Origin of the sequence: Nocardia sp. CC213A, from assembly GCF_030766805.1 — a bacterium.
GTDB lineage: Bacteria > Actinomycetota > Actinomycetes > Mycobacteriales > Mycobacteriaceae > Nocardia > Nocardia otitidiscaviarum.
Map to the genome: position 1 here is coordinate 235,191 of NZ_JASFXA010000001.1, position 26,828 is coordinate 262,018.

Below are 26,828 nucleotides of genomic sequence, written 5' to 3' on the forward strand. Positions count from 1 at the left end.
ACGACATTCGAGGGATCGGAGCCGTAATGGGTGACTATGTGGCGGGTCTGGCGGAACTGCGCCTGAGCGACGCCGACCGGGCCGGTGGCAAGGGGGCGAACCTCGGTGAACTGGTGGCCGCCCGGCTGCCGGTGCCACCGGGATTCGTGATCCTGAAATCCTGTTACGAGGAGGTCGTCACCGGCGGCCCGCACGGCGCCGAACTCGACGCGCTGCACAAGCAGGCGCTCGACGCCGCCCTGGGCGCTACCGCCGCCGACGGGCAACGGTTGGACGAACTGTGCCGGACCATGCGGGAGCGGGTGCTCGACACCCCGATCCCGGCCGCGGTGCGCGAGGCCGTGCTCGCGGCCTACCACCGGCTCGGCGACGCGCCCCGGGTGGCGGTGCGCTCCTCGGCCATCGGCGAGGACGGCGCCAAGACCTCGTTCGCCGGAATGAACCTCTCGCTCACCAATATTCGCGGTGACGACCGGCTGCTGACCGCCGTGGTCGAATGCTGGGCGTCACTGTTCACCCCGCGCGTGCTCACCTACCGCGCCCACCGCGACATGCGCGATCGCCCGGTCATGGCGGTCGTCGTGCAGTGCATGGTGAACGCGCGCAGCGCGGGCGTGGCGTTCACCGCCGACCCCTCCGACGGGCGTCGCGACCGCGTCGTCATCGACGCCGCCCGCGGCCAGGGCGAGGTGGTGGTCTCGGGGGCCACCGAACCCGACACCTATCTGCTCGACGCCGCCGGTCCCACCCTGCTCGCCACCCGTACCGGACACCAGAGCTTCGCCATCGTGGCCGGGACCGACGCCGACCAGCGGGTGGAACTGTCGGCGGCGGACCAGGACGCGCCGACGCTCACCGAGGAGCAGGCGATCGAGGTGGCCACGCTGGCGCTGCGGGTGCAGGCACATCACGGCGGCCGACCGCAGGATGTCGAATGGGCCTACGACGCCGACACGCTGTGGTTGGTGCAGGCCCGGCCGATCACCATGCTGCCCGACCATCCCACCGCGGCGGTCCGGCCGCCAGCGGACCAGCGGCCGGGGTCGGATCCGCACGAGGTGCTGGTGCGCGGGCTGGCCGCCTCACCCGGACGCGCGGCGGGCGCGGTCCGCGTGCTGCACGCACCCAGCGAGGGCGAGCAACTGCGCGACGGCGAGATCCTGGTGGCCCCCATGACCAATCCGGACTGGCTGCCCACCATCTCGCGGGCCGCGGCGGTGGTCACCGACAGCGGCGGTATGACCTGCCACGCCGCCATCGTGGCCCGGGAGCTCGGTGTGCCCTGTGTGGTCGGCGCGCGCACCGCGACCCGGGAGCTGCGCACCGGCACCGAGGTCACCGTCGACGGCGGCGCCGGGCTGGTGCGTGCCGGGCGGATGGCGGCCACGGTGGTCGGCAGCGCGCCCGAGCCGATCGCGGCCCCGGCCGTCGAACCGCTGGCCACCCGCGTATATGTCAATCTCGCCCTGCCCGAGGTGGCCGAGCGCGTCGCCGCCCGCGACGATATCGACGGAGTCGGTCTGCTGCGCGCCGAGACACTGCTGACCCGCGCGCTCGCGGGGCGGCATCCGCACGACCTCATCACCCGCGGTGAAGGCGAACGGTTCGTGACCGATCTGGCCGGCCCGTTGCAGCGCATCGCGGCGGCGTTCGCGCCCAGACCGGTGATCTATCGCGCTACCGATATGCGCAGCAACGAGTTTCGCGCCCTCGAGGGCGGCATCGCCTACGAACCCGAGGAACGCAATCCGATGATCGGCTTCCGCGGCTGCTATCGCTACGTGCGTGAACCGGAGATGTTCCGCTTGGAGCTGCGGGCGCTGGCGCGGGTCCGCGAGCAGTATCCCAACCTGCACCTGATGATCCCGTTCGTGCGCACCCGCTGGGAGTTGGAGGCGTGCCTGGAACTGGTGGACGCGAGTCCGCTCGGGCGCCAGCGCGGCCTGCACCGCTGGGTGATGGCCGAGGTGCCGTCGGTGGTGTTCCGACTGCCCGAGTACGTGGGCGCGGGCATCGACGGGGTGTCCATCGGCAGCAACGACCTCACCCAGCTCATGCTCGGGGTGGACCGCGATTCCGAGGAATGCGCCGAGTTGTTCGACGAGGCCGATGCCGCGGTGCTCGATGCCATCGACCGAATCGTCGGCACGGCGCGCCGGTTGGGCATCACCTCGTCGCTGTGCGGGCAAGCGCCCTCCACCCGGCCCGACTTCGCCGAGCATCTGGTGCGCATGGGCATCACCTCGGTGTCGGTGACGCCGGACGCGGTGACGCGCGCCCGGCGCTCGATCGGAGCCGCGGAACGGCGGGTACTGCTCGAACGCGCCCGGCGCGACTGAGTTCGAGCGGCCGACAGGTCTGGTTCGCCCGTCTTTCACACGGCCGCCCGGTGGTCCGGTAATAGAATGTGTCCCTGACATCGCGTAACCACGCGCGGTCGAACAAGACACAGGACAGCCGATATATGACCGTCGATCCGCAGAGCGGCTCCTACTCGGTTCGCGAGACCCTGTCGCAGCTGCGGCTACGAGAGCTGCTCACCGAGGTCAAGGACCGCGTCGAACAGATCCTCGATGCCCGCGACCGCATGGACGGCCTGGTCGAGGCCATGCTCGTGGTCACCTCCGGTCTGGACCTGGACCAGACCCTGCGCACCATCGTGCACACCGCCATCAGTCTCGTCGACGCGCGCTACGGCGCGCTCGGCGTGCGCGGGCACGACCACCACCTGGAACAGTTCATCTACGAGGGCATCGACGAGGAGACCCGTGCCCTCATCGGTGACCTCCCCGAGGGCCGCGGCGTCCTGGGCATGCTGTTCAGCCAGCCCAAGCCGATTCGGCTGGAGAATCTGGCCCACCATCCGTCATCGGTCGGCTTCCCGCCCAACCATCCGCCCATGCGCACCTTCCTCGGTGTGCCGGTACGCATTCGCGACGAGATCTACGGCAACCTCTACCTGACCGAGAAGGCGGGTGGGCAGCTGTTCACCGAGGACGACGAGGTCATCGTCCGCGCCCTGGCCGCCGCGGCGGGCACCGCCATCGACAATGCCCGCCTCTACGAGTCCGCGCGGACCCGGCAGGCGTGGATCGAGGCCACCCGCGATATCGCCACCGAGTTCCTGGCGGGCACCGACGCCAGCGAGGTACTCCCCCAGGTGGTCGATCAGGCGCGTGCGCTGACCCTGTCCGACTGCGGTTTCCTCGCCCTGTCGGAGGATCCGGAGACGCCGCCGGAGGAGATCACCGAACTGCGGATCGCGCACTGGTCCGGCAACGGCGACAGCCCCGCCGACCCGTACGTCCGCATCGGCGGCACCACCATCGGCGATGTGTTCGTCGAGCGCGCCCCTCGGCGTTTCGAGGGCCCCGACGACGCCCCGGACGCGCAGGCACCCGCTGAGTTCGGCAAAACGATCGCGAATCGCGGTCCCGCCATGATTCTGCCGCTGCGCGCGCACGATTCGTCCTTCGGTGTGCTCGTCGTGGTGCGTCCGCACGGCGCGGCCCCGTTCACGGAGGAGCAGCTCTCCCTGGCGGCGGCGTTCACCGATCAGGCCGCGCTGGCCATTCAGCTGGCCGAGGCGCAGCAGCGGATGCGGGCCCTGGATGTGCTCACCGATCGCGACCGCATCGCCCGCGATCTGCACGACCATGTCATCCAGCGGCTGTTCGCGGCCGGGCTGAGCCTGCAGGGCACCGTGGCCCGCGCCCGCACGCCGGAGGTGCGAAAGCGGCTCACCGACGTCATCGACGACCTCCAGGACGTCGTCCAGGAGATCCGCACCTCCATCTTCGATCTGCACAGTGGCGGCACGGGTCCGGCGCATCGACTGCGGCAACGCATCGAGCAGGTGGTCGCCAAGCACACCACCGATATGGATATCCGCACCTCGGTGCGGATATCCGGCCCGCTGTCGGTGGTGGACGCCGCACTCGCCGATCACGCCGAGGCCGTGGTGCGCGAGGCGGTCAGCAATGCAGTGCGCCATGCCGCGGCCGATACGCTCACCGTCGCCGTCGAGGTCGACGACGACCTCACCATCACCGTGACCGACGACGGCCGCGGCATACCCGAGAACATCACCCCGAGCGGTCTGCGCAATATGGCACACCGTGCCGAACAGGCGGGCGGCGCCTTCGAGATCGGCGCCGGCGAGGACGGCACCGGTACGCGGCTGCGCTGGTCGGTACCGCTCGACTGAGCCAGCACCGTCCGACCACTCCGGCCCGGCCGAGGCGATCCCACAGCCCAGGACGATCCTGCGGCACCACCGAGAACCACCGCGACCGTGACTCCGGCGATCAGCGCGACCGCACCACCACGGCCGGGCAGTCCACGCTGTGCAGCAGCGCGGAACTGGTGGAGCCCAAGAGCATTCCGGTGAATCCACCGCGCCCGTGGCTGCCGACCACCACCAGTTGCGCGTTCTCCGATTCGTCCAGCAGTGCGCGCACCGGGCGGTCCATCACCAGAATGCGGCGCACGGGCACGTCCGGGTAGCGCTCACCGTATCCGGCCAGGCGTTCGGCGAGCAACGCTTCCTCCTGATCGCGCACCATGTCCCAGCCCGGGGCCGGGAGGTACGGGCCCGTGTAGTCGCTCCAGGCGTGCAGTGCGGTGAGGCCGACCTTGCGCCGCGACGCCTCCTCGAAGGCGAAGGCCAGCGCGGGATCGCCGACCGGCGTCCCGTCCACGCCGACCAGCACGGGTTTCTCCGCCGAGATCGGATCCACGGCCGGACCGGGGATCACCGCGACGGGGCAGTGCGCGTGCCGGGTGACCGCGGTGCTCACCGAACCGAGCAGGCCGCGTCGGAAGGCGCCCAGGCCGCGGGTGCCAACCACCAGGGTGCGCGCCCGCTGCGAGCGGTCGATGAGATCGGGGATGACGGGGTGCAGGGTCACCTCGGTGGTGATCTCCAGGGCTTCACCGGGTGCGGCATTGCGGGCGATGCGCTTGGCTTCGGCCACCACGCGCTCGCCGTCCTCGTGCAGCCAGCGGGTATCCGATTCGGTCAGCTGCGCGCCGGGACCGAACGCGGTCGGCACCGACACGGAGGTGACCAGATGCAGCGGGCAGCCGTGCAGGGCGGCGTCCACCGCCGCCCACGCGGCGGCGTGATAGGACACCGCCGAACCGTCCACGGCCGCGATGACAGGCGGGTTCAGTTCCCCGCCCGGGGTTTCGGAGTTGTCGGTCATGAGCTTCTCCTCGAGGGGTCGTCCGGCGGCAGTTCGCCGTGTGCCAGGTCGTCCGATTCCAGTGTCGATCCGAACCGGGGTGTTATTCCAGATCTCGTCCGATGGGGCGGGACATGCCGCGCCATTCGGCCGCCCAAGCGGCCCGGCGGCGGGCATCCAGGGCATAGCCGGTTCCGGCGGCCAGGGCGGCGGCCGCACTCCAGGTGATCAGCAGCACCGCCGCCCCGGTGCCGATCCCCGCCTCGGCGGCGGTTCCGGCCCGCTGCGGCGAGTCGGTGGGCGTGCCGTCCGCGGTGAGCCAGGCGCTGGTGCGCTCCCCGGCCCGCAGACCGCCCGTCACCGGGACCGTCGTGGTTCCGGACCGGCCGTCGTACGCCCAGCGCACCGTCGCCTCGAAACGGCCGGTATCGGCGCGGCTGGCGGCCGCCGCCGGGTGCGGGTCGCCCACGAGGGTCGCCGGGACCTCGATCTTGCCCGCGTTCTCCACGGCGAGGCGTTCGGCCGTCTCGGTATAGCTCACGGTGCCCGCGGCACCCGCCAGCGGGACGGCGGCCAGGGCGATGGCGACGGCCACGATCCGGACCGAACTCTCACAGCGGTCGGAGAACCGCATGAGCGGATTGGCCGCCCACGGCCGCAGCCGCCATATGCGAAGCGGCAGTGCCGAACTGGCGGACATCGCCGATCACCTCTCTCGGAACTCGGGTGCTACCGCGCGCGGCGGTCACCGGGTGGTCGAGTCCACCGATCCCAGTGGCTCGTCCAGGGGATGCAGGACCTCGTCCAGCGGCAGTCGGGGCGTGGTCGGCACCGCCGCGCCGCTGGTCGCCGCCCAGCCCATGCGAATGATCAACTGCGGATAGCCGAAGTCGCCCAGGATGTCGTGGCGGATGCGGTCTCGGAACTCCGGCAGCTCCAGCGGTTCGCTGAGCGGACAGGTCGCCAGCCCGAGCGCGGTGGCGGCGAGCAGGACCGCACTGGCCGCCTCACCCGCCCGCAGCCGCGCCTGCGCGTCGTCGGTTCCGGTGCACAGCAACAGCATGCGCGCCGACTCATCGGTATCGTGCACCACCGTCTCGGCCAATCCGGGATCGCCGAACGGTCGGGTCGTCGCATCCCGCGCGGTGACGGCATTGCGGCCCGGAACACCGTGCGGCATGGCGTGATGCCCGCTCCAGACCGCCAGTTCGGCGCGGTAGGCGGGGTCGTGGGAGTGCGCGGTCGCCGCGCCCTCGAAACCGCGTCGCAGTGCCGCGAGTTCATCGGGGGCGTCGATGGCGCGGACCTGCACACCGCTGCTGGTGCCCGCCGCGGTCACCGTCGCGACCTGGGTGGCCGGCACCTCCCAGGAGGTGAACTGCCGCCGGTCGCTGTGCCGCCGCGAAATCGCCCGCGACAGCCGGACATCCTCGGGAGTCGGGGTGGCGGCATGGAATTCGACCGCGGCCAGATGCCGGATGTCGGCCGGATTCGGGAAGCGGTGCACCGCCGATTCCCACCCGAACACCCGCATGGCGACGCACAGATGATGCAGTGCCGCACCACAACTCACCAGCAGATCGCGCCCGTCCGGGTCGGTGTAGGGCAGCTGCCTGCTGTCGTCGGCGTACAGGTGCAGGGTGCGGTCGCCGATGCGCCAGAGCCAGGGTTGGCTGTTGTGCACCGAGGGTGCTCGCAGCGCCAGGGTCAGCGCCGCCCGCATGGTGGCGTGATCGGGGTGGTTGCTCGACATAGCTTCTGCTCCTTCAGGATTCGCCCAGGGCCAGGTTCTGTCCGGCGGTGGCGCCGCCGTCGAGTACGAACTCCGAACCGGTCGAGAAGGTGGCCTCGGTGACCAGGAAGCGCACCATGGCGGCGACCTCCTCCGGCTCGCCGAAGCGGGGCAACGGCTGTGCGGCGGCGACGGATTCGGGCAGCGGTTCGGTCATCGGGGTGCGGATGGGACCCGGATGCACCGAGCAGACCCGGATATCGTCGTGCCCGAGCTCCAGGGCGGCGGCCTTGGTGACGCCGCGCAGGCCCCACTTGCTGGCCACGTAGCCACTGATCCCGGCGTAGCCGATGAGTCCCGCGGTGGAAGAGACATTCACGATCACGCCGCCCCCGGCCGCCCGCAGCCGCGGAGCCGCCAGATGCATGCCCAACCAGGAGCCGTACAGGTTGACGTCGACGACATGGCGGAACATCGAGGGCGACTCGGTGTCGACGGTGCCGAAATCGAGAATGCCCGCATTGTTGATCAGGATGGCCAGCGGGCCGAAGGTCGCTTCGGCATCCGCGATCACCCGTTCCCAGCCCTGGGCGTCGGTGACGTCGAGGTGCCGGAAGAGCACCCGCGATCCCAGCGCGTCCGCCAGGGCCTCGCCCTCGCGATCGAGCAGGTCGGCGGCGACGACGCCGATACCCTCCTTGGCGAGCGCCGTCACCACGGCGGCTCCGATACCGCGTGCGCCGCCGGTGACGATGGCGCTTCTACCCTGGAAGTCGTTCATGGCGAAAGCCTTTCGTTCTGGTTCGGGAGACTGCCGCGGCAGCGTTCCGCTTCAGCATCTCGCGTCGCACCCCCGCATTGACGGGCCGAAGGTCACCGAACGCCCGGGTCGTCGGGCATTTTCGCGTCGTGCCGGACCACGAGCACCGGACATTGCGCGTGCTGGAGCAGCGCGGCGCTGGTCGATCCGATGAGCATGCCCGGGAAGCCGCCGCGACCATGGGTGCCGACCACCAGCAACTGCGCCCTGTCGGCGTGGTTGAGCAGCGCGCGCACCGGGGTGTCGCAGACGACCACGCGCTCCATGGGCACCTCCGGGTACCGCTCCGCGAAACCGGCCATCCCCTGCCCCAGCAGCACCGCTTCGGTCTCGTGGATGGCGGTCCAGCCGACCACCGGCAGGTCGTAGCCGTTGGTCTCGCCCCAGGCGTGCACTGCGACCAGGCCCACCTTGCGGCGCGATGCCTCCTCACACGCCAGTTCGATGGCGGGCTGGCTGTTCTCGGTGCCGTCCACACCCACCACCACCGGGAGCCGTGCGGCGTCCGCGTCGGTCTCCGACACGCCATGCACGACCGCCACCGGGCACTGCGCCCGCCGGCTGATGGCGGTGCTGACCGACCCCAGCAGGGCGCGCCGTACCGCACCCCGGCCGCGGTTGCCCACCACGATCATGACGGCCTCGGCCGACAACCGCATCAGGGTGGGGATGATCGGTTCGAAGGTGAATTCCGTGCTGACGGTGATGGATTCGCCCGGCACGGTGGCGTGCGCGACCGTGCTCGCCTCGCCGAGCACGCGAGCGCCGTCGCTGCGCAGCCACGCGGTCTCCGCCGCGCCCATCCCGGTGCGGGAACCGCGCCCCGTGGGGACGGCGTACGAGGTGATGATGTGCAGCGGGGCCCGGCGCAGATCGGCTTCCACGGCCGCCCACTTGACCGCCTGGTACGAGATTTCCGATCCGTCCACCGCGACGATGATCGGGGCGGTGCCCCGATCGGTCGCGGGGACGCTGTTGTCGGCCATGACGCCTCCTGAGTGTGGTTGTGCTCAGAGCATCTCGCCTGACCACGCCCACAGACAGGGACCAAGGTCACCGACCGGACTTGCGCAATGTCACCGGATGCGATGCCGAATCGACAGGGCTGTCGGCCGCCGAACGTCCAGGGGTCTTCACATGTCCGGATCTCGGCGCGGTCACGCCGACGCGGGACCGTGACCTGCGTGAAAGGTTACTGATTGCAGAGTTTGTAAATTGCCTACCTTGCGGAATTTTCAGTGAATCCCGACCGCGGCACCAACGGCGTGAGTAGCGTCTCGGCGCGCGGAGCTCCTTCCGGACACGTGGCAGAGAGGAACGAAAAACCATGGCGGACATGGATGTCGCATTGAAGGACATGATGATGTTGGACGGCGCGATCGGCGCTGCCGTCGTCGACTACGGCAGCGGCATGGCGCTCGGAGTGCTGGGCGGTTCGAAGAACCTGGATCTCGAGGTCGCCGCCGCGGGCAATACCGAACTCGTCCGCGCCAAGATGCGCACGATCGAACAGCTCGGTCTCAAAGAGGATATCGAGGATGTGCTCATCACCCTCGGTGCCCAGTACCACCTGATACGCCCGACCCGCGGCCGCCGATCCAAGGGGCTGTTCCTCTACCTCGCCCTGGACCGCAACCGCGGCAATCTGGCCCTGGCCCGGCACCGCCTCAAGGACATCGAGGAAGAACTCGAGGTCTGAGGCGAGCGCTCAGGCGTCGAGGTCGGCGGCGACCATTCCGGCGATCTTGTCGAGCGTGGCCTCGTCCTCGCAGGCTACGATGACCTCGGTGCCCGCGGCGGCACCGAGGGTCATGAGCATGAGCGCGGATCCGGCGTCGACGGGCGCGCCGCCGGGCACGGAGATGGTGACGGGGACGCCCGCGGCCTGGACGGCCTCCACGATGAGCGCGGCCGGGCGGGCATGCAGACCCTCGGCGGAACCGACGGTGACGGTGACCTGAGGCATGGTGAATCTCCCTGGTGGTGAGGTGGTTACACGGTGGCGGGGGCGGACGGGCCGACGGCCGCGGTGGTGCGGCCGAAGGTTTTGGCCGCGAGCACGCACAGCGCGGCAGCGAGCACGCCCACGGCCAGCGCGATCAGGAACCACGCGAGATGGCCGATGGCGAAGAAGACGAAGACGCCGCCGTGCGGTGCGCTGAGGGTCGCGCCCGCCGCCATGATGAGCGCCCCGGTCACCGCGCCGCCCACCATCATGGACGGGATGACGCGCAGCGGATCGGCGGCCGCGAAGGGGATCGCGCCCTCGGAGATGAACGACGCGCCGAGCAGCCAGGCCGCCCGGCCGTTCTCGCGTTCGGCGGGGGTGAACAGCCGAGGCCGCAGCACGGTGGCCAACGCCATGGCCAGCGGCGGCACCATACCGGCCGCCATGACCGCGGCCATGATGCGCAGCGACGCCGGATCGTCGACGCTCAGGCCCGCGACGGCGAAGGCGTAGGCCGCCTTGTTCACCGGGCCACCGAGGTCGAAGCACATCATCAGGCCCAGGATCACGCCGAGCACGATGACCGAGGTTCCGGACAGCCCGTTGAGCCAGTCGGTGAGCCCACTGGTGACCGCGGCGAGGGGTTTGCCCAGCACCACGAACATGAGCGCGCCCACGATGAGCGAGGCGAACAGCGGGATGACCACCACCGGCATGAGGCCCCGGGCCCACTGCGGCACCGCGAGCTTCGAGATCCACAGCGCCGCGAATCCGGCGATCAGACCGCCGACCAGGCCGCCGAGGAAACCGGCCCCGACGAAGACCGCCACCGCGCCGGCGGTGAAACCCGGTGCGAGACCGGGCCGGTCGGCGATGGCGAAGGCGATGTAGCCCGCGAGCGCGGGCACCAGGAATCCGAATGCCAACGCGCCCAACTGGAACAGCACCGCGCCGATATAGGTCGCCAGACCACCCTCGGGCAGCGCGGTCAGCGAATTGTCCAGCACGATCGTCTGGGCGTTGTCGGAGATCTCGTACCCGCCGAACAGGAATCCGAGCGCGATGAGCAGACCGCCCGCCGCGACGAACGGGATCATGTAGCTGACCCCGGTGAGCAGGATCTGCCGCAACCGGGTGCCCCAGCCGAGCCCAGCGGAATCCGCTGTGGCGGGCTCGGATTCGGCGTCCGGCCCGGACACCCGGGGCGCGGCGGGGTCGAGCGCGGCCCGCTGGGCCTCGGTCACCATGGCGTCGGGTTCGTTGATCGCGCGTTTCACGCCGGAGGCGACGAGCGGCTTACCCGCGAAACGCTCCCGACCACGCACGCCGACATCGGTGGCGAAGATGACCGCGTCCGCGGCGGCGATGGTCGCGGCATCCAGGGGCGTGCTGCCGGACGAGCCCTGAGTTTCCACGTGCACGGTGATCCCGGCGCGTTCCCCGGCGGCCACCAGCGAGTCCGCGGCCATGTAGGTGTGGGCGATGCCCGTCGGGCAGGCGGTGACGGCCACGATGGTGCGCACCACGGCGTCGTCCGACCGTTCGGCGGATGCCGGAGCCGAGTCGGGCTCGCGTTCGGGCATCGTCCCGGCGACCGTCGCTGTCGCGGCCTCCGGAGCCTTCGCGGCCTCCGGGGCTGTCGCGTTCTGCGACACCGTTGCGTCCGGTGCAGGGGCATCGGCCTTCGCCGGGAGATCGGCATTCGCAGGCGCACCGGCATTCGCTGACGCACCGGCTTTCTCAGGTGCACCGCGCTTCGCAGGCGCACCGGGCTTCGCAGACGCACCGGCCACTGCTGGCGCACTGGCTTTCGCTGGCACACCCGCCTTCTCAGGCGCACCGGCTCGGGCAGTCGCACCCGCCTCCGCAGTCGCACCGGGCTTCGAAGTCGCATCGACCGGCGCGAGCACACCGTCGACGAGTTCGAGCACGTCGGCGGCGGTGGGAGCGGCACGCAACGCGGCAACGAATTCGGGCCGCACCAGTGCTCGCGCGAGGGTGGACAGCACCTTCATGTGCTCGGCTCCCCCATCCGCTGGGGCGGCGATGAGGAAGACCAGGTCCGCGGGGCCGTCCGGGGCCCCGAAGTCGACCGCGGGGCGCACTCGGGCGAATCCGAGCGAGGCGCGCCGCACGGCCGCGGACTTGCAGTGCGGGATCGCGATGCCGCCGGGAAGTCCGGTGGCGGATTGACTTTCGCGCTCCAGGGCCGCGTCCCGCAGGGCGGCGGCGTCGGGTGTGCGGCCCGCGTCGGCGAGGCGCTGCGCCAAGGCGGCGATCACATCGTCCTTGGTCGCGCCCAGGTCGGCGTCCAGGGTGATCAGCTCGGCGGTGATGATCGGTTCGGCCATCGCGGTGTCCTTCAGGGATGGGGCAGGGAGTCCAGGGCCGTCACGGTGACGGCATCGATTTGGACGTGGTCCGGGCCGGGCAGACCGGTGCCGGGGAGGGTGACGGCGGCGGTCCCGTAGGCGACCGCGCGGCGCAGCCGGTCGGCGGGGGCAGCGCCGTCCAGATCGGCCAGCAGATATCCGGCAAGGGCGGAATCACCCGCGCCGACGGTGCTGCACGGGGTGACATCCGGCGCGGTGGCGTGCCAGGCGCCGTCGCCGGTCACCAGCACGGCACCCGCCGCGCCGAGGGTGGCCAGCACCGCGCCGACGCCGCGGTCGACCAGCCGCGCGGCCGCGCGGACCGCCTCGACCGGGTCGTGCAACCGCTCCGGATCGGCACCGGTGAGCTGGGCCAGCTCCTCGCTGTTGGGTTTGATCAAGGCCGGTGCGGCCGCATCGAAGCGACGCGCCAGGGCGATCAGTGGCGCGTCCGAGGTATCGACGGCGATCCTCGGGCCGCGCAGCCGCCGCACCAGTTCCACGTACCAGTCCGCGGGAACGCCGGGCGGCAGCGAACCCGACAGGACGATCCAGCTCGCGGTGGCGGACAGTTCGACCAGCAGTTCGGTCAGCGCGCGGCGGCGCTCCTCGTCCAGGGGCGCGCCCGGTTCGTTGATCTTCGTTGTGGTGCCGTCGATTTCGGTGATGGCGACATTGGTGCGGATCGGGCCGCCGCCGGGCACCACGCGATGGTCGATACCCGCCGCGGCCAAGTCACGCGATACGGGATCGCCTTCGCTGCCGGGCAGCACGGCGACGGTCGCCGCACCCGCCGTGGCGACCACCCGGGATACATTGACGCCCTTGCCGCCCGCCTGCACGGTCGCGCCCAGGGCTCGCTGCACTCCCCCGCGCCGCAGCGGTTCGGCCAGTGTGACGGTGCGGTCCACACTCGGATTGGCGGTGAGCGTCACGATCATGCCGTCACCACCTCGATGCCGTACTCGGACAACTCGTTGCGCACCGAGGGCAGCAGTTCGTCATCGGTCACCAGGGCGTCGATCTCCTCGATCGCCGCGAAGCGCACGAAATCCTCCCGCCCGATCTTGCTGGAATCGGCCACGACCACCACGCGGTGCGCGGCGGCGACCATGGCGCGCTTGACGGCGGCCTCATCCGGATCCGGGGTGGACAGGCCGTGCCCGCCGGTCAGCGCGTTGGTGCCGATGAATGCCACATCGACGCGCAGATCACCGAGCATGCGCAGGGTCTCCGGGCCGACCGCCGCCTGAGTGAGACCGCGGACCCGACCGCCCAGCAGTTGCAGGCGCACCGCGGTGTAGCCGGACAGGCGGGCGGCGATCGGCACCGAGTTGGTCACCGCGACGAGGTCGCGATCGGCGGGCAGCAGCGCCGCCACCCGCGCGGTGGTGGTCCCCGCGTCGAAGAGCACGCTGCCACCGGTGCGGGGCAGGAAGTCCAAGGCCGCCTTGGCGATTCGGTCCTTCTCGGCCGCGCGGCTGTGCTCGCGCTCGCCGGTGCCCAGTTCGATGGCGGTGAGCGCCGCCGCCGGGACCGCGCCGCCGTGCACCCGGCGCAGCAGTCCCATGCGGTCGAGTACCGCGAGGTCGCGGCGCACGGTTTCGGTGGTGACGCCGTACCGCTCGGCCAGCTCCGTGACCGAGACGCGCCCGCGTTCCCCGACCAGCGCGGCAATGGCCTGCTGCCGCTCCTCGGCGTACATCCGACCTCCAGACTCGATGTTGCTTTCTGTTGTTTTATGCCTGTATGTGTTGTTTTGTCAAGTATATGTACGTAGCCTGGATCACAGCGTGAAGGAGGATTCCATGTCTGTATCACTGCCGGAGCAAGCCGGATCTATAGTGCTCACGGGCATACCGGCGGTGGCCGGAGTGGTTGTGGCCCCGGTGATTCGGCCCGTGGAACGAGTTCGGATCGAGACGGCATCGGACAGCATCGCCGAGTCCGATCGGGCACCGGAGGCGGAGCGACTGCGCGCGGCGTCGGCGACCGTCGCGCAGCGTTTACGCGACCGCGCGACCCGGGCCGACGGTGCGGCGGCGGAGGTCCTCGCCGCGAACGCGGCCATGGCCGTCGATCGCGGCTGGCTCGGCGTCGCCGAACAATCCATCGCCACGGGCAGACCCGCCGCCGCGGCGACGACGGCCGCCATCGAACAGTTCGCCGAGATGTTCACCCGGCTCGGCGGCCGCATGGCCGAACGCGTGACCGACCTCTACGACATCCGCGATCGGGTGGTGGCCGAACTGACCGGCGCGCCCGAACCGGGCATCACACTCCCCGACCGGCCGTCGATCCTGCTCGCCACCGACCTCGCGCCCGCCGACACCGCCGGACTCGACCCGAATGTCATTGTCGGCCTGGCTACTTCACTCGGCGGCCCGACCAGCCACACCGCGATCATCGCCCGCCAGCTCGGTATTCCGTGCCTGGTAGCGGTCGCCGGACTCGACGAGGTGCCGGTCGGAGCGCAGGTGCTGCTCGATGGCACCACGGGTCGGGTCACCGTGCACCCCGACCCGGACGCCGCCGCGACCGCGGCCGCCGACCACCGCGCCGCGTCGGCCCGCGCCGCCGCCTGGTCGGGTCCCGGCGGCACCGCCGACGGCCACCGCGTCGACATCCTCGCCAATGTGCAGGACGGCGCGAGCGCCCGCGCCGCCCGCCGCACCCCCGCCGCGGGCATCGGCCTCTTCCGCACCGAATTGTGTTTCCTGGACCGCGAATCCGAGCCGAGTATCGAGGAACAGGCCGCCGTCTACCGCGAAGTCCTCGACGCCTACCCGGACGCGAAGGTGGTGATCCGCACCCTCGACGCCGGTTCCGACAAGCCGTTGCGCTTCGCCTCGCATCCGGACGAGGCCAACCCCGCCCTCGGCGTGCGCGGTATCCGCACCGCTCTCCTGGACGACGGTCTGCTCGACCGCCAACTCGACGCCATCGCCCTGGCCGCCGCCGACCGCGGCACCGCCCCCTGGGTGATGGCCCCCATGATCTCCACCGCCGCCGAAGCCGAATCCTTCGCGGCCAAGGCCCGCGCCCGCGCCCTGACCCCCGGCATCATGATCGAGGTCCCCGCCGCCGCCCTGCTCTCCGAAACCCTGCTCACCCACGTCGATTTCGCCTCCATCGGCACCAACGACCTGGCCCAGTACACCATGGCCGCCGACCGCATGTCCCCCCACCTCGCCACCCTCACCGACCCCTGGCAGCCCGCCGTCCTCCACCTGGTCGCCCGCACCGCCGCCGCCGGCCACGCCCTCGCCAAACCCATCGGCGTCTGCGGCGAAGCCGCCGCCGACCCCCTCCTCGCCTGCGTCCTCACCGGCCTGGGCATCACCTCCCTCTCCGCCGCCGCCCCCGCCATCTCCCCCGTCGGCGCCACCCTCGCCACCATCCCCCTCGAAACCTGCCGCCGCGCAGCCCAATCCGCCCTGGCCACCAGCAACCCGACCGAAGCCCGCGCCGTGGCGCGCACCGCATTGGGGCTGGATTCGTCGCAACCGGCCGAAATCGAGTAGCCGCCACGACGGGGCACCTCTACAGTCGCGCCGTGCCGCCACCCGACGATCCGAGCAAATCACGGTCCACCGAACCCCCTTGGGCCGAGCCGGACACCCTGCACGGCATGATCCAACGGGGCCGCGGTGCGTGCTACCCCGAAGCACTCGCGAACCGTGCCCGGGCCAGCGAGTACGTAATCGCCTGCATCGTTCGCGACCCTCGCTGGGATCACCAGGTAGAGGAGCGTGCGTGGCTCTATGCGGCCCTCATCGCGGACCTCGGAATCGATCTCACCCGATGCCGCCCGGCCTATACCAGTCCATCGGACCCGCACGGCGACTCCGATGCCTGGCTCGCCACCGACGTCCTGGCACTGCTTGCCCGGCGTGGCGTCGACGGAGCCGTCACCGAGTTGCGCCACTACCTACGCACCGGCCGCGATCTCGATCAGGCGCTGGCGAGGTTGCTCCCGTTCGCCGAGCACTCCGAGGCCGACGGGCTGCTCGATGACGTCCTGGCGGTCGCCGACGACGAGCGACTCGCCGCCGCCCTCGGCCCGTTCGGGCCATTCGACGACCTGTCCGCACCGCCCTGGCCGAACTGGTGTCGTGCGAATACCCGTGTAGGGGAGGTCATTGCGCTGGCCGAATGCACACGGACAGCACACCGAACCCCCGCACCCGACCGCGCCGCCCGCGACCGGCAACGCCTGCTCGCGGCCGCCGTCGACCGGAAACTCATCGACCCGACCGCAGCCCGCGATCTCACCGAGGAGCGTTGGGAGAACACACTTCTGACCCTCTCAGCGGATCTACTCGACAGCACGGACACCTCCGCCGCCGACCGCATCGCCCTGTGCAGATCCCTACGCACCCTGCGCTCCCCACGCACCCTGACCTGGGCACGCACGCATGCGGGCCTCCGCACCCCCGTCCAGCGCACCGCCCTGAGCCTCTTCGCCGAACGCGCCGAACCAGCCGACGCACCCCACCTCCTCGAACTCCTGACAACCGCCGCCTCCCCCGACACCCACATCTACACCCAGCACGACCTCGTCACCGCCCTCGGCCGCCTGCACCACTCCCCCGCCGCGCCGACCATCGAGGAGCTCTTCGACAACACCGTCTACTCCTATCTCCGAACCCGATGCGCCACGGAACTGAGCCATCTCACACGAGAATTCCCCGTCAGCCGAGCCACCGAGTGCCTCTACGACTGCGAATCCCGGACCCGAGCGATCGGCATCGCGCATGCCGACCTGTCCCTGCCCGAAGTCCGCGACCGACTCGCCCATATCGGCCATGACCCGACCGAGGACGACGACAACCGGCGAGCAGCCGCAGCCCGCATCAACCGTTGACCGACCCCGCACTGCACTCCAGCCACCGGTCAATGCGCGGCGGGCCAGGTGGTGGTGAGCCAGTAGCCGTAACCGCGTTCTGCCCCCTGCTGGGCCAACACATCGAGGGCGACGAGGATTCGAGGAGTGAAGTACCTGGTCCAGGCGAAAACGGCGAGCAGAAGCACTGCCAGGACGGGCAAAGTGAGGCCGCTGCTGGACGGCCCCTCGGGGACAACGATGACGTAGTAGATCACGCAGAAAGCGCTGATGACAGGAAGAAACCAGGACACCCGGTAGACAACCCACCGCCAGAGCAGCGCCGAACTCGTTGAATCCGGTCAGTGCCGCGAATCCCAGCAGCACCGCACACACCACCGGAACGACCACCCACAGCGGGGCGAACCGCAGCTCCCACAGCCGCTCACGGCCGCCTCGCACCGTCTTCATTCCCATCACCGCGGCTCCCGAGCCACGATGTCGGTGCGCCGCCATGCCCGCACCACGCCGGGCCAGGCGAGAAACCACATGATCGCCACAAATGCGACACCACCCGGCATCGACCACGAGTACCGGCCGGAGACCAGGTCGACGGTCAGCGAAATCGCGCCGCCCACGGTGACCAGCAGGAGATACAGCGTGACGCCGCGCAGCCGAGTGGCCCTGGTCAGCAGGGAGAACACTCGTCCGCGCACAGTGGCCGAGGAGCAGTCCGTGGGTTCATTCATACGCACCGAGTATGTCACGGCAAATTCTCAGCAACACCCCCGGCCTGCATGTACCGGTTCGCGGGCAGTGATCGATCCCAACCGTAATGTCATCGATCCGACAGGTGCCGCTGCCCGCGCGGCGCGAGGTCATCCGCAATGAGGTCCCATTCGGCACCGAACTTCCGGACAAGGATGTCGGCGAGATAGGAAACCAGATCCGTGCGCAGTGTGACCCAATCACTGCGCTCGAACTCTTCGAACGGCAAATCGTCTACGTACGTTTGCCACGCGCCAAACGCCGTCACGGGATCACGAACATAATCATCAGCGTCCGCACCCAAGATGTCACTCATCTCCGCTGCATTGGCCAGACAGTCCGAACTCCACTGCGAAAGCCCCTGCCGGGCTTGCTCGATCACTTCCGAGACTTCTGGAGACTTACTCACAGCTGTTCTCTCCCAAACCAATACGCACCGTACCCCTCCGGCCAACCTGCCGTGAAGCGGGTGAGCGACTGCGCTCAGTGAAAGAATTCACGCAGGACAGCCGCAACCGACGTGAAATCGTCGGGATTGTGGGTCTGCCTGGCCAACGACCTGAATCGTGAATCCGGCAATACCGCATCGAGTTTCTCCATGCTTTCCGGCCCATACCGATCGCTGGCGGCGCTGCCAGCAGCAGGGCGGGAATGCCCGTCGCGGACCAGCGGTTCAGGTCCGGATCCATCGCGCTGAGGCATTCCAGGTCAGCGATCAGTCCAGGCGCTCGGTCGGCCATGGCCGCTCCCAGCGAACGCAGGATGCCCTCGGGAACTGGTGAATCGAGTACGGCCCGGAAGAATTCGACCACCGAGTCGACGGGATGGTCGGCGACGAGCTCGCGGGCTCGCTCCAGTGTCGGCCGGAGCGGACCACCCGCCAATGCCAGGGGCGCCTCGTACAGCGCGAAGCGCCGAATGCTCGAAACGCCCGCAGCCACCAGCGGCTCCAATACAACCAGGCCACCGGCTGAATGTCCGAAGACGAAGCTCACATCGTCCTGGCGTTCGAGCACAGCGGCGAGATCCTCGACCTGCCGGGCGAAGATGCGTGGTTGTGTACCGCTTCCGCTCGGTGTGTAGCCCCGTCGACAGACGACTACGACTCGATAGTCGGTGGCCAGCAGCTCGGCCATCGGATAGTAGGTCTCCACCGTGACCGGCGCACCGTGCATGACTACCAGCGGCGGCCCGTCACCGAGAGCCTGGAAGACGATACGAGTGCCGTCGGCCGAGATAACACTGTCAGGTGTAGACCACATGAAGTATTCTCGCATTTCCGTCAGTCGCCTCGCCCCCAAAGCTCGTGCGCTGCTTCACCCCTCGGCGAAATGAAGACGGTAGACGTGCGGGTTTACCACTGGTCCCAGAGCACGTATGTCGTGTGATCGGCAGTTACAGAGGTTCTGTCGGCTTCAAGTCGGCTCGGCGGTTGGTCTTCGGCCCCGCCGCGCCTGCCGGTGCGGTCCGCGCGGGTCAGGCAACAGAACGTGTTTCGCCGTCAACCACCACGCACCCTCAGGGTGGGTACGAATCGATCTCGGCAGTCCAATCGTCCGCCGCCGCCGACACGGACACCGCGTCGACCCGGCACGAAATAACAAATGGATTGCCCGCACGGGTATGCCGTCGCCACGGCGGCGAGAGCTCCAGATCCAGACCGATACTCGGATTGATCGAACTCGTCTCGGCCGTGACGTAGGAGAAGGTCAAGTGCGGTGCAGTGAAACTCAGTCGCACACTCGAGTGCTCGTTGTCAGCAGACAACTCCCCCGCATGGTGAAGCCACTGCGCCAACGCGACGCCGTCCTCCGGGGTCAACGCCTGGCACCGGAAAGGACCCTGTTCCCTGAGGGCAGTACGCAGTCCCGGTGACGGCCAGCCAGCTCCTCCGCTGTTGCGGTTCGACCGCATCCGGGAATTGGTAACCCACCACGCCCAGTTCCACCCCGTACCCGTCGCTGCCGATCAACCTCATCTGTCCAGCATTCCACTGCGCCCGGTCCGCGATTCGCGCCCCCGTCGCGACGCAAAAGTCGTGCCCAGGCCACCCTGCAAGCAGCATATCCGTGCGTCCATTGGGCAGGGCCACGGCGGCGCGGACGAATCCGCGACCTGCCGCATTCCGATTCGTGGTTCGCAACCCACTCCCAGACGCAGGATTCCGCTGCGAGCGCAAACCTCGATCAATTGCGGCGACACACCGAAGCCGACCGTCAGCCGTGATGTCTCCGTCTCGCAGCGGGCTTTGATCTGTAGGCGTGGATATACCCCGCACGGAATGGGTTTCCGCGCGGGCCCCTATCACATTGTCGGTCTGCTCCGGTCCCGCGACATCGGCGGTCCTCTCGCCCTAACCGTGAGGTCGACCGTGCCCCTCGCTCTGGTCGTGATACCGGCTGCGGCGGGCCGGGTCGGGGTCAGGCGACTGGGGCTTACGACCGTAATGGTGGGGCTTGTCGCCGTGCCAGGGGTTATTGCCGCAGGGGCGGCGGTGGTAGCCCAGCGTCTTGTTTGACGCGCAGTCGGTGGATGGCGGGGCCGAGGAGTTCGTCGCCGTGGTGGCGGTGGTTGACCCGCCGACCCCGTGCCGGGTCGTGGTGAGTCGGGGGCCGCCACCCGGTACGCCCGGGGTACGGGGTGTGCGTGTCGAGGCGTTCGGTGGCCCATCCGGTGGGGTCGTCGGCGTCCTCGGCGACCTGGGCGTGGTGCCGGTCGCAGACCAGGGTGAGGTTGTCGATATCGGTGCCGCCGTGGTGTGCCCACGGGATGAGGTGGTGCACCGCGCACATCGTCGCGGGCACGTCACAACCAGGGAAGGTACAGCCACGGTCACGGGCTACACACGCCAACCGCTGCCAGCGCGACGCGAGGCGTTGTCCGCGTCCGAGGTAGAGCGGGACGCCGTCACGGCCGAAGAGCAACAGCCACGGGTAGCGGCCTTCGGCCAGCCGCAACGCGGCCGGGATCGACATCGTCGTGCCCGCCGCGGTGACCGCGTGCCCGGTGCCGCGTTCGAGGTCCTCGAGGCGCATGGTGAGCACGACCGAGACGGGCATGCCGCGGTGGCTGCCGAGGGTTTTCGCGCCCCCGGTCGCGGTCAGGAACGCGGTGAGGGCGTCATGGTTGCGTTGGGCCACCGTGCGGGTGTCGCGTCCGGCAGCGGCCTCGAGGTGTTTCGGGTCGATGGCGCGGGCACCCAGGGTGGGGCTGTCGGGGTCGGTGGGGTTGCACATGCCCGGTCGCGCGCCCTTGGCCAGCACCGCGTCCAGCAGCGCCCGCAACTGGGGGGTGAGCAGCCCGCTGATCTCGGTCATGCCGTCGATGCGTTGACGTCCCACCGTGATCCCCCGGACGCGGGCGCGGTCACGGTCGTCGGTCAGGGTGCCGTCGGGGTCGAGGTGGGCCAGGATCGATTCCCCGACCGTCACGATCGCGTCCGGGGTCAGCTCGCACGCGTGCTCGGCCAACAACCGTTCGGCCTCGACCCGTATCTCGGTCGGTACGGCGGCGGGGATGCGGTCCATGATCGTCATGATGCGGCGGGCGTGTTCGACCGACAGCAGCCCGGCGGTTTGGTGGGCGGCGGTGTGCGGGTATTCCGGTTCCCGGTCTTCTCCGTGCACGAAATGGAACACGCCGAGTTTCTGTGCTGCGCGGCGTCGTGCTCCGGCCTCGGCCATCGAGATCCGCAGGGTTTCGCTCAAATACTTGGCCAGGCTCTTGCATCCGGCGCGTTCGGGCAGGTGCCGGTCGCTGGTCTCGATGACCAGGCGATGCGACACCGCGCCCAGTCGGGCGCGGACGGCTTCGACGCGTCGCATCAGTTCCACGAAGTCGGTGTCGGTGTAGTGGGTGAGGTCTTCGTCGAGCAGGGCGGTGGTCGCGGTCGTCAATTCCTCCACGACCGCGAATACCTCACCCGCCCGGCTCGTATTCATGCCGTAATTCTATCGTGGAAAGGGTTGCGGCAGAATGAGAAAACCAATTCACGCACCCCTTCCAACAAGCGCAGTCCCCGATGGATGTCGTGAGCAGAAACCGGCGCGAGCCCGCAGATCTCGCGCCGGTTGCCCTGTCCCAGAACCTACTTCAGTTTGTCGCTCGACAGCCCCGGCACCCCGTCGGGCCACGATGAGCTGCTGGATCTGCTGGATGCCTCTAAATGGATGAGGATCTCGTGACCGGTTTCGGCTACATGGAGAAACGCTTGTACTCGTCGCCCTGATCTGGGCTGATCCTGCAACGGCACGCACTGGAATCAGTGCTGGTAGACCTGTCCGGTGATATTGGATCGGCTGGTGGCCGAACTGGATTCGTTGATGACACGGGGCCGCGACCAGATTCTGTCGGCCTGACCCGCGCGCCAGGGCACGTGAGAATGTATCGGGTCTGGCCACTGACCCGGAGCAGAAGAACGGGTGGACGCTGGCGAAGCGGGCGGGGAATCCTGGGTGTCACCCAAAACCGTCGTGACCATCGAATCAGTGCGTTCTGTCCGCCCTGCCCGGCCGGTCGGAAGCGACCCGTTGGCGGCAATGTAGATCATGATGCGTTCGACCACGGGACCGACCGGTTCGTTCCGCACGGTCAGCCCGCGCAGGGCACTCTCCCCGTATGGCCGTCACGGTCGCCAGCGCTCGACGTGGTGATCGTCGTAGGGCCAGCGTTCGGTTCCGAGGTCTCGAAGGACGCCGTGCCGAAAGCGCAACAGGTCCAGCCGTTCTCGGGGGGTGAGATCGTCGTCGGCAGGCGCGGGATCGTCCTCCCACCGGGCATCGATGTTGTAGTGCAATCCACCGTCGATGCAGTAGTCGCGGCGAAAGCTCGTGCGCCACTGCGAATTCGAACCCCAGCCGTTGGACAGGTCCTGCACCTTTCGATAGCAGCGCCAGAATGTCCAGTACATGCTGGATCGTGCGGCCGCGTGCGGGTCGAGGATCGACGAACCGGCGCGGACGGTGACTCCCGACCGGACCAGTAGCAGATTGCCCAGGAACGCTCCAGGCCAGTGCTGCTCGGCGATCGTGACCGGTTCTCGGGGGTCGTCGGCAACGATAACGTCGACGATCTCGTGGAAGAACGGATGGAACTCGTTCTCGGAGATGGGGACTGCGCCGATCATCGCGGTGAATTCCGACCATGCGGCGGGTGCCGCGCCCAGATAGGCGCTCTCCATGTAGTGCGGCTGATGCGGCACGAGCAGGACGTCCACGAGTCGACTCACGCCGTACAGCTGCCACCGTCGTTCCGGGGGAATCGGCGAGCGGTGCGCGGCCGGAGTGCCACATTCGTGCAGTGCGGCGCGCAGCCGTGGTCGCTGCTCGAACCACGGCGCGAATTCGCTGACTCCCCATCCGTCGGGACATGCCAGCAGAGAACCGAACAGTGCTTTGATATCCCACACGCTGTCGGACATCAACCGAACTTACAAGATCACGAGGCGGCGCGGACGGTGGACCAGGGCTGGGTTGGACTACGTTCCATGCGGTGACGTCCGATCCGCCGCACGCTGCTCCCACCCCTGATATGTCGTTCCCGGCGCGCCTGCTCGCCCACAGCGCCGTATCCACGGCCCTGGCGCTGCACAGCGATCACGGGTTACTCGAACTTCTCGACGCGGCCGCGCCGATCGGTGCCGGTATCGGCGGAAAGTCGGCGCTATTGGAGATCGCCGGTACCCAGGTCTTCGTGAAGCGGATTCCCCTCACCGACCTGGAACGGCAGCCGGAGCACGTCCGGTCCACGGCCAACCTGTTCGATCTGCCGCTCTGCTGCCAGTACGGTGTCGGCCTCATCGGCGGGCCGGGTTTCGGGGCCTGGCGTGAGCTCGCCGTGCACACCATGACGACGAACTGGGTGCTCGCGGCCGAGTACGAGCGGTTCCCGCTGATGTACCACTGGCGGGTGCTGCCTGATACGACGCCGCTGCCGGAGGAACTCGGCGACATCGATCGCGCCGTCGCGTACTGGGAGGGGCGACCGCAGGTACGCCACCGGATCGAGGCCCTCCGGGACTCCACCGCGAGCATCGCGTTGTTCCTGGAGTACATCCCGCACAACCTGCACCAGTGGCTCAGCGCCCAGATCGACGCGGACGCGCAGGATGCCGGTCGGGCCTACGCCATGGTGGAGCGGGAGCTGGCCGTCGGCACCGGATTCATGAACAGCCGCGGGCTGCTGCACTTCGACGTGCACTTCGGAAACATCCTGACCGACGGTCGACGCCTCTACTTCGGCGACTACGGCCTCGCGCTCTCCTCCGGGTTCGACCTCTCGCCGCAGGAGGTCGCGTTCTTCCACCGGAACCAGAGCTACGACCGCGGTTACACCTCCGCCTACTTGGTCAACTGGCTGGTCACCGCCGTGTACCGGCTCCGAGGGGAGGCACGCGCCGCGATAGTCCGCGCCCTCGCCGCGGGGAAACCGCCGGAGGGCGTCACCGAGGAGGCGGCCGCAGTCCTCACTCGGCACGCTCCTGTCGCCGCGACGATGTCCGACTTCATACGTGCGTTCCAGCGAGAGAGCCGCAATACCCCGTACCCGGACCAGGAAATCCGCCGCCTGCTGGACGGACCGGCCAGCGCCTGACGGATCGGCGGCAGCCCGCTCGCGAGCGACGGCAAGCTCGGCTTTCCCGGTTGTGTTTCGTTGCTGTCATGGCGGCCCTTGGGGCCCCGGCGGTACGGCACAAATACCGAATGTCAGCTGGCGACGCATGTATCATTTGCCAGTCGGCACAGCTCTGGCGCCGTTGTGACAGATGTCCGAACCGCAGGAGAGGTCGAAACATTGGCTGTACGCCGTCAATATGGTGCCGTAGCCCTCGTCGTTATCGGAATAGGTGCGCTTTTCGCGCAGGGTGGGATGAATCCGGCTCCGGCCCATGCAGCCGCACCGATAATGACCTGCGAGGAGACCGGGGGCGTGACGTGGCTGGGGCCTGGAGTCCTGGGCACGGCGACACCCGCAGCCTGGAACGCCACTGTTTCGTACAGTGATTGCTCCGGCTCCGCAATCGATGCGGACAAACCGTACCCGGTGCAGATGGTACTGAACGGAACCGAGACGGTGCAATGCGAGGGACCGACTACCGACCACCAGGGCACCGGCGTGTTGACGTGGTCGGACGGCACGACAAGCACCGTCCGGGAGGAACAGGTCAATGCGACCATGTCGGGCGATTCCGGCGAGGGAGAGTTCGCGGTCACCATCGATTCCGGCAATTACACGGGTTACAAATTCGTTGACAAGACGACGCTGACGTTCTCCGAAGGCGTATGTCCGGGCGTCACCGCTGGAACGTTCACCGGCACCTTGACAATGTTCTCCGAGTCCTGATGCCATCGTCGGCACGCCCTGCCGCTGACACGCAATTCGATCCGCCGATAGGGATTCGGGATATCGGTGTGCGGAGTACGGAAATACAGTGCCGTGCAATCCTCGAACGAGTTGTATCCGCCGCCGTCGGGCAGCAGTCCGCCGCGCTCGATCAACAATGCACCCAACCGTGCGACGATCACGCCGTCGGTCGTGTCGAGTTGCAGTGCGATATGCGACTCGTTGCATTCCGACCGCTCGTGGGTGGCGATCCGGGACAGTCCGCCACCTGTGGGCAGGGGCAGGACGAACAGCTCGACCATCGGAGAGTCGGCGTCGTGTGCGGCATCGCGCACGTGGACTATCGCGACCTCCAGGGCGTCGGCGTCCAGACCGTAGCGGCGGGCGAGTCGGCCGCGCACGACCACGCTCGGCAACGGCTCGCCGACGACCATGCCGAGGGCGCGCAGCTCGGCTAGCAATCCCTCGGTCGATGCCGGGAAGACCAGAGCGGCAACGTGCGCCAAGACGGTATGTGCCGCGACCTCGGCCCGTTGTGTTCCGGTCAGACCGGGCGCCACGACAGCGAGAACGGCATCGACCGAAGCACTACGCACGAACGACAGCGCATCGTCGAGCAGTGCCCGATCGGTTCGCTCGAGCTGCGTCGGCATTTGTGGGCTTCCCGCACGACTCCTAAGGCCGACCGTGGCGTCGGCCGGGGCGACGGGCTGTCTCACCTCACCCCGACAACATAAACCGCCAAGGGCGGAAAACCGTTGCAGAACACCGACGAAAAGCTCGACGTATAGGCGCCGGTATCGAGGATCCGCACGGAATCACCGGCTCGCAGCGTGGACGGCAGGAGAACACTGGTGCGCTGATAGAGCACATCGCCGTCAGCACAGGTCGGCCCGGCGATGACCACCCGCTCCGCCGGATCGCCGTCCCGGCTCGTCTCGATTCGGTAGGCAATGTATTCGGTGTCGATCAGTCCGCCGTGGCGGCCGATATCCAGGTACACCCAGCGCCGCCCGTCCGGCGCTGTGCGCACGTTCACGACCTCGGCGTGAATCACACCGGCGCTGCTCACCAGGGCACGGCCGGGTTCGACCACCAGATCGGCGTGCTCCGGGAGGTGCCGCGCCGCCGCGGCGGTGATCACCGAACCCAGCTCGGTCAGGTCCGGCACGGGGTCGGCATACGAAATCGGCATGCCGCCACCGATATTCACGGATTCGACGGATACATCCTTGGTGGCCAGCGCTTCCGCGATACCGCCGGCCTGTTCGATCCCGATCCGCCAGGCGGCCGGATCCAGCTGCTGCGAGCCCACGTGAAAGCACGGTCCGAGTACCCGGAGCCCGAGATCGCGCGCCCGCACCAGCAGCCGCACCGCTTCCCCGGGCGCGCAGCCGAATTTGGCACCGAACGACAGCCGCGACCGCGGCGCTGCGGCCAGGAACCGACACTCGACCTCGGCGCCCGGGGCGTGGGCGGCGATCCGATCCAGCTCGTCCTCGGTGTCGAAGACGAACCGGCGCACACCTGCCGCGTAAGCGGTGGCGATCTGGGTCGCCTTTTTCATTGGATTGCCGTAGCACATGACGGCCGGGTCGGCGCCCAGACTCAGACACTGCTCGATCTCGCCCACGCTGGCCACATCGAACTCCACGCCCTCATCGGCGAGTAGCCCTATCACCTCGGACACCGGGGCAGCCTTGACCGCGAAACGAATCCGTGTCGTCGGCAATGCGGACCGGAGTGCGCGGTAGTTTCGGTGTATCCGTTCGAGATCGATGACGAGACAGGGCGACACGGGCGCCGTGGATCCGATCGGAGTCACGGTGTTCCACC

The 26,828-nt window shown here is 68.9% G+C and carries 23 protein-coding genes; 6 read left to right on the forward strand and 17 right to left on the reverse strand.

Features of this window, described 5'->3' with window-relative positions:
- Window positions 1-26 precede the first annotated feature (26 nt).
- Together ppsA and QJS31_RS01070 are read left to right on the forward strand one after the other, a co-directional pair.
- Complete coding sequence (ppsA, locus tag QJS31_RS01065) at window positions 27-2,339, forward strand: phosphoenolpyruvate synthase (RefSeq protein ID WP_306355732.1); 2,313 nt, start codon at window positions 27-29, stop codon at window positions 2,337-2,339.
- Between the two features lie 125 nt (window positions 2,340-2,464).
- Window positions 2,465-4,207: a GAF domain-containing sensor histidine kinase gene (locus QJS31_RS01070; protein WP_282780116.1), complete on the forward strand. Its 1,743-nt coding sequence runs from the start codon at window positions 2,465-2,467 to the stop codon at window positions 4,205-4,207.
- 100 nt (window positions 4,208-4,307) lie between these two features.
- Here the strand turns inward: QJS31_RS01070 and QJS31_RS01075 are convergent, their stop codons facing one another.
- The 5 genes from QJS31_RS01075 to QJS31_RS01095 form a co-directional block, all read right to left on the reverse strand.
- Complete coding sequence (locus QJS31_RS01075) at window positions 4,308-5,207, reverse strand: universal stress protein (RefSeq protein WP_143981190.1); 900 nt, start codon at window positions 5,205-5,207, stop codon at window positions 4,308-4,310.
- 82 nt (window positions 5,208-5,289) lie between these two features.
- A complete protein-coding gene (locus tag QJS31_RS01080; protein ID WP_306355733.1) occupies window positions 5,290-5,886 on the reverse strand; it encodes a hypothetical protein in 597 nt (198 codons plus the stop codon).
- A gap of 45 nt (window positions 5,887-5,931) precedes the next feature.
- Entirely contained in the window at window positions 5,932-6,939 is a 1,008-nt protein-coding gene (locus QJS31_RS01085; RefSeq protein WP_282785642.1) for an NAD(P)H nitroreductase, read from the reverse strand.
- Window positions 6,940-6,952: 13 nt separating this feature from the next.
- Window positions 6,953-7,699, reverse strand: a complete 747-nt coding sequence (locus tag QJS31_RS01090) for an SDR family NAD(P)-dependent oxidoreductase (RefSeq protein WP_039818876.1) — start codon at window positions 7,697-7,699, stop codon at window positions 6,953-6,955.
- Between the two features lie 92 nt (window positions 7,700-7,791).
- Window positions 7,792-8,724, reverse strand: a complete 933-nt coding sequence (locus QJS31_RS01095; protein ID WP_282785643.1) for a universal stress protein — start codon at window positions 8,722-8,724, stop codon at window positions 7,792-7,794.
- Window positions 8,725-9,065: 341 nt separating this feature from the next.
- Between QJS31_RS01095 and QJS31_RS01100 the strand changes: the two genes are divergently transcribed.
- Window positions 9,066-9,437: a hypothetical protein gene (locus QJS31_RS01100; protein WP_029928817.1), complete on the forward strand. Its 372-nt coding sequence runs from the start codon at window positions 9,066-9,068 to the stop codon at window positions 9,435-9,437.
- A gap of 9 nt (window positions 9,438-9,446) precedes the next feature.
- Here QJS31_RS01100 and QJS31_RS01105 read toward each other — a convergent pair whose 3' ends face one another.
- The 4 genes from QJS31_RS01105 to QJS31_RS01120 are packed head-to-tail and all read right to left on the reverse strand — an operon-like array spanning window position 9,447 to window position 13,763.
- Window positions 9,447-9,704 (reverse strand): HPr family phosphocarrier protein, encoded by a 258-nt coding sequence (locus QJS31_RS01105; protein WP_029928818.1) that lies wholly within the window; start codon window positions 9,702-9,704, stop codon window positions 9,447-9,449.
- Between the two features lie 26 nt (window positions 9,705-9,730).
- A complete protein-coding gene (locus tag QJS31_RS01110; protein ID WP_306355734.1) occupies window positions 9,731-12,037 on the reverse strand; it encodes a fructose-specific PTS transporter subunit EIIC in 2,307 nt (768 codons plus the stop codon).
- Between the two features lie 11 nt (window positions 12,038-12,048).
- Window positions 12,049-12,999, reverse strand: a complete 951-nt coding sequence (locus QJS31_RS01115; protein WP_306355735.1) for a 1-phosphofructokinase family hexose kinase — start codon at window positions 12,997-12,999, stop codon at window positions 12,049-12,051.
- Complete coding sequence (locus tag QJS31_RS01120; protein ID WP_306355736.1) at window positions 12,996-13,763, reverse strand: DeoR/GlpR family DNA-binding transcription regulator; 768 nt, start codon at window positions 13,761-13,763, stop codon at window positions 12,996-12,998. The genes QJS31_RS01115 and QJS31_RS01120 overlap by 4 nt, the downstream gene beginning before the upstream one ends.
- 103 nt (window positions 13,764-13,866) lie before the next feature.
- On the opposite strand from QJS31_RS01120, the gene QJS31_RS01125 reads away from it, so the two are divergent.
- Both QJS31_RS01125 and QJS31_RS01130 read left to right on the forward strand, forming a co-directional pair.
- Window positions 13,867-15,582: a putative PEP-binding protein gene (locus QJS31_RS01125; protein WP_306355737.1), complete on the forward strand. Its 1,716-nt coding sequence runs from the start codon at window positions 13,867-13,869 to the stop codon at window positions 15,580-15,582.
- Window positions 15,583-15,614: 32 nt separating this feature from the next.
- Window positions 15,615-16,925, forward strand: a complete 1,311-nt coding sequence (locus QJS31_RS01130) for a hypothetical protein (RefSeq protein ID WP_306355738.1) — start codon at window positions 15,615-15,617, stop codon at window positions 16,923-16,925.
- 29 nt (window positions 16,926-16,954) lie between these two features.
- Here the strand turns inward: QJS31_RS01130 and QJS31_RS01135 are convergent, their stop codons facing one another.
- The 6 genes from QJS31_RS01135 to QJS31_RS01160 form a co-directional block, all read right to left on the reverse strand.
- Window positions 16,955-17,092 (reverse strand): hypothetical protein, encoded by a 138-nt coding sequence (locus QJS31_RS01135; RefSeq protein ID WP_306355739.1) that lies wholly within the window; start codon window positions 17,090-17,092, stop codon window positions 16,955-16,957.
- Between the two features lie 267 nt (window positions 17,093-17,359).
- Window positions 17,360-17,632, reverse strand: coding sequence for a hypothetical protein (locus QJS31_RS01140; RefSeq protein WP_306355740.1), 273 nt, complete (start codon window positions 17,630-17,632; stop codon window positions 17,360-17,362).
- 89 nt (window positions 17,633-17,721) lie between these two features.
- Window positions 17,722-18,060 (reverse strand): hypothetical protein, encoded by a 339-nt coding sequence (locus QJS31_RS01145; protein ID WP_282781924.1) that lies wholly within the window; start codon window positions 18,058-18,060, stop codon window positions 17,722-17,724.
- Window positions 18,053-18,928: an alpha/beta fold hydrolase gene (locus QJS31_RS01150; RefSeq protein WP_282781923.1), complete on the reverse strand. Its 876-nt coding sequence runs from the start codon at window positions 18,926-18,928 to the stop codon at window positions 18,053-18,055. The genes QJS31_RS01145 and QJS31_RS01150 overlap by 8 nt, the downstream gene beginning before the upstream one ends.
- A gap of 1,197 nt (window positions 18,929-20,125) precedes the next feature.
- Complete coding sequence (locus tag QJS31_RS01155; RefSeq protein WP_306355741.1) at window positions 20,126-21,592, reverse strand: HNH endonuclease signature motif containing protein; 1,467 nt, start codon at window positions 21,590-21,592, stop codon at window positions 20,126-20,128.
- Between the two features lie 683 nt (window positions 21,593-22,275).
- The gene (locus QJS31_RS01160) at window positions 22,276-23,070 is read right to left on the reverse strand and encodes a hypothetical protein (protein ID WP_306355742.1); all 795 of its coding nucleotides are present in this window, start codon (window positions 23,068-23,070) and stop codon (window positions 22,276-22,278) included.
- Between the two features lie 71 nt (window positions 23,071-23,141).
- Between QJS31_RS01160 and QJS31_RS01165 the strand changes: the two genes are divergently transcribed.
- Complete coding sequence (locus QJS31_RS01165; protein WP_306355743.1) at window positions 23,142-24,242, forward strand: protein kinase family protein; 1,101 nt, start codon at window positions 23,142-23,144, stop codon at window positions 24,240-24,242.
- A gap of 644 nt (window positions 24,243-24,886) precedes the next feature.
- Here the strand turns inward: QJS31_RS01165 and QJS31_RS01170 are convergent.
- Both QJS31_RS01170 and QJS31_RS01175 read right to left on the reverse strand, forming a co-directional pair.
- Window positions 24,887-25,711 (reverse strand): hypothetical protein, encoded by an 825-nt coding sequence (locus tag QJS31_RS01170; RefSeq protein WP_306355744.1) that lies wholly within the window; start codon window positions 25,709-25,711, stop codon window positions 24,887-24,889.
- Window positions 25,708-26,817, reverse strand: coding sequence for a type III PLP-dependent enzyme (locus QJS31_RS01175; protein WP_306355745.1), 1,110 nt, complete (start codon window positions 26,815-26,817; stop codon window positions 25,708-25,710). Before QJS31_RS01175 ends, QJS31_RS01170 begins: the two co-directional genes overlap by 4 nt.
- Window positions 26,818-26,828 lie beyond the last annotated feature (11 nt).

Excerpts from the sequence above, each read along its gene's own strand:
- ppsA (WP_306355732.1), top strand. The coding sequence starts at position 27 with ATGGGTGACTATGTGGCGGGTCTGGCGGAACTGCGCCTGAGCGACGCC.
- QJS31_RS01070 (WP_282780116.1), top strand. The coding sequence starts at position 2,465 with ATGACCGTCGATCCGCAGAGCGGCTCCTACTCGGTTCGCGAGACCCTG.
- QJS31_RS01075 (WP_143981190.1), bottom strand. The coding sequence starts at position 5,207 with ATGACCGACAACTCCGAAACCCCGGGCGGGGAACTGAACCCGCCTGTC.
- QJS31_RS01080 (WP_306355733.1), bottom strand. The coding sequence starts at position 5,886 with ATGTCCGCCAGTTCGGCACTGCCGCTTCGCATATGGCGGCTGCGGCCG.
- QJS31_RS01085 (WP_282785642.1), bottom strand. The coding sequence starts at position 6,939 with ATGTCGAGCAACCACCCCGATCACGCCACCATGCGGGCGGCGCTGACC.
- QJS31_RS01090 (WP_039818876.1), bottom strand. The coding sequence starts at position 7,699 with ATGAACGACTTCCAGGGTAGAAGCGCCATCGTCACCGGCGGCGCACGC.
- QJS31_RS01095 (WP_282785643.1), bottom strand. The coding sequence starts at position 8,724 with ATGGCCGACAACAGCGTCCCCGCGACCGATCGGGGCACCGCCCCGATC.
- QJS31_RS01100 (WP_029928817.1), top strand. The coding sequence starts at position 9,066 with ATGGCGGACATGGATGTCGCATTGAAGGACATGATGATGTTGGACGGC.
- QJS31_RS01105 (WP_029928818.1), bottom strand. The coding sequence starts at position 9,704 with ATGCCTCAGGTCACCGTCACCGTCGGTTCCGCCGAGGGTCTGCATGCC.
- QJS31_RS01110 (WP_306355734.1), bottom strand. The coding sequence starts at position 12,037 with ATGGCCGAACCGATCATCACCGCCGAGCTGATCACCCTGGACGCCGAC.
- QJS31_RS01115 (WP_306355735.1), bottom strand. The coding sequence starts at position 12,999 with ATGATCGTGACGCTCACCGCCAATCCGAGTGTGGACCGCACCGTCACA.
- QJS31_RS01120 (WP_306355736.1), bottom strand. The coding sequence starts at position 13,763 with ATGTACGCCGAGGAGCGGCAGCAGGCCATTGCCGCGCTGGTCGGGGAA.
- QJS31_RS01125 (WP_306355737.1), top strand. The coding sequence starts at position 13,867 with ATGTCTGTATCACTGCCGGAGCAAGCCGGATCTATAGTGCTCACGGGC.
- QJS31_RS01140 (WP_306355740.1), bottom strand. The coding sequence starts at position 17,632 with ATGAATGAACCCACGGACTGCTCCTCGGCCACTGTGCGCGGACGAGTG.
- QJS31_RS01150 (WP_282781923.1), bottom strand. The coding sequence starts at position 18,928 with ATGCGAGAATACTTCATGTGGTCTACACCTGACAGTGTTATCTCGGCC.
- QJS31_RS01155 (WP_306355741.1), bottom strand. The coding sequence starts at position 21,592 with ATGAATACGAGCCGGGCGGGTGAGGTATTCGCGGTCGTGGAGGAATTG.
- QJS31_RS01160 (WP_306355742.1), bottom strand. The coding sequence starts at position 23,070 with ATGTCCGACAGCGTGTGGGATATCAAAGCACTGTTCGGTTCTCTGCTG.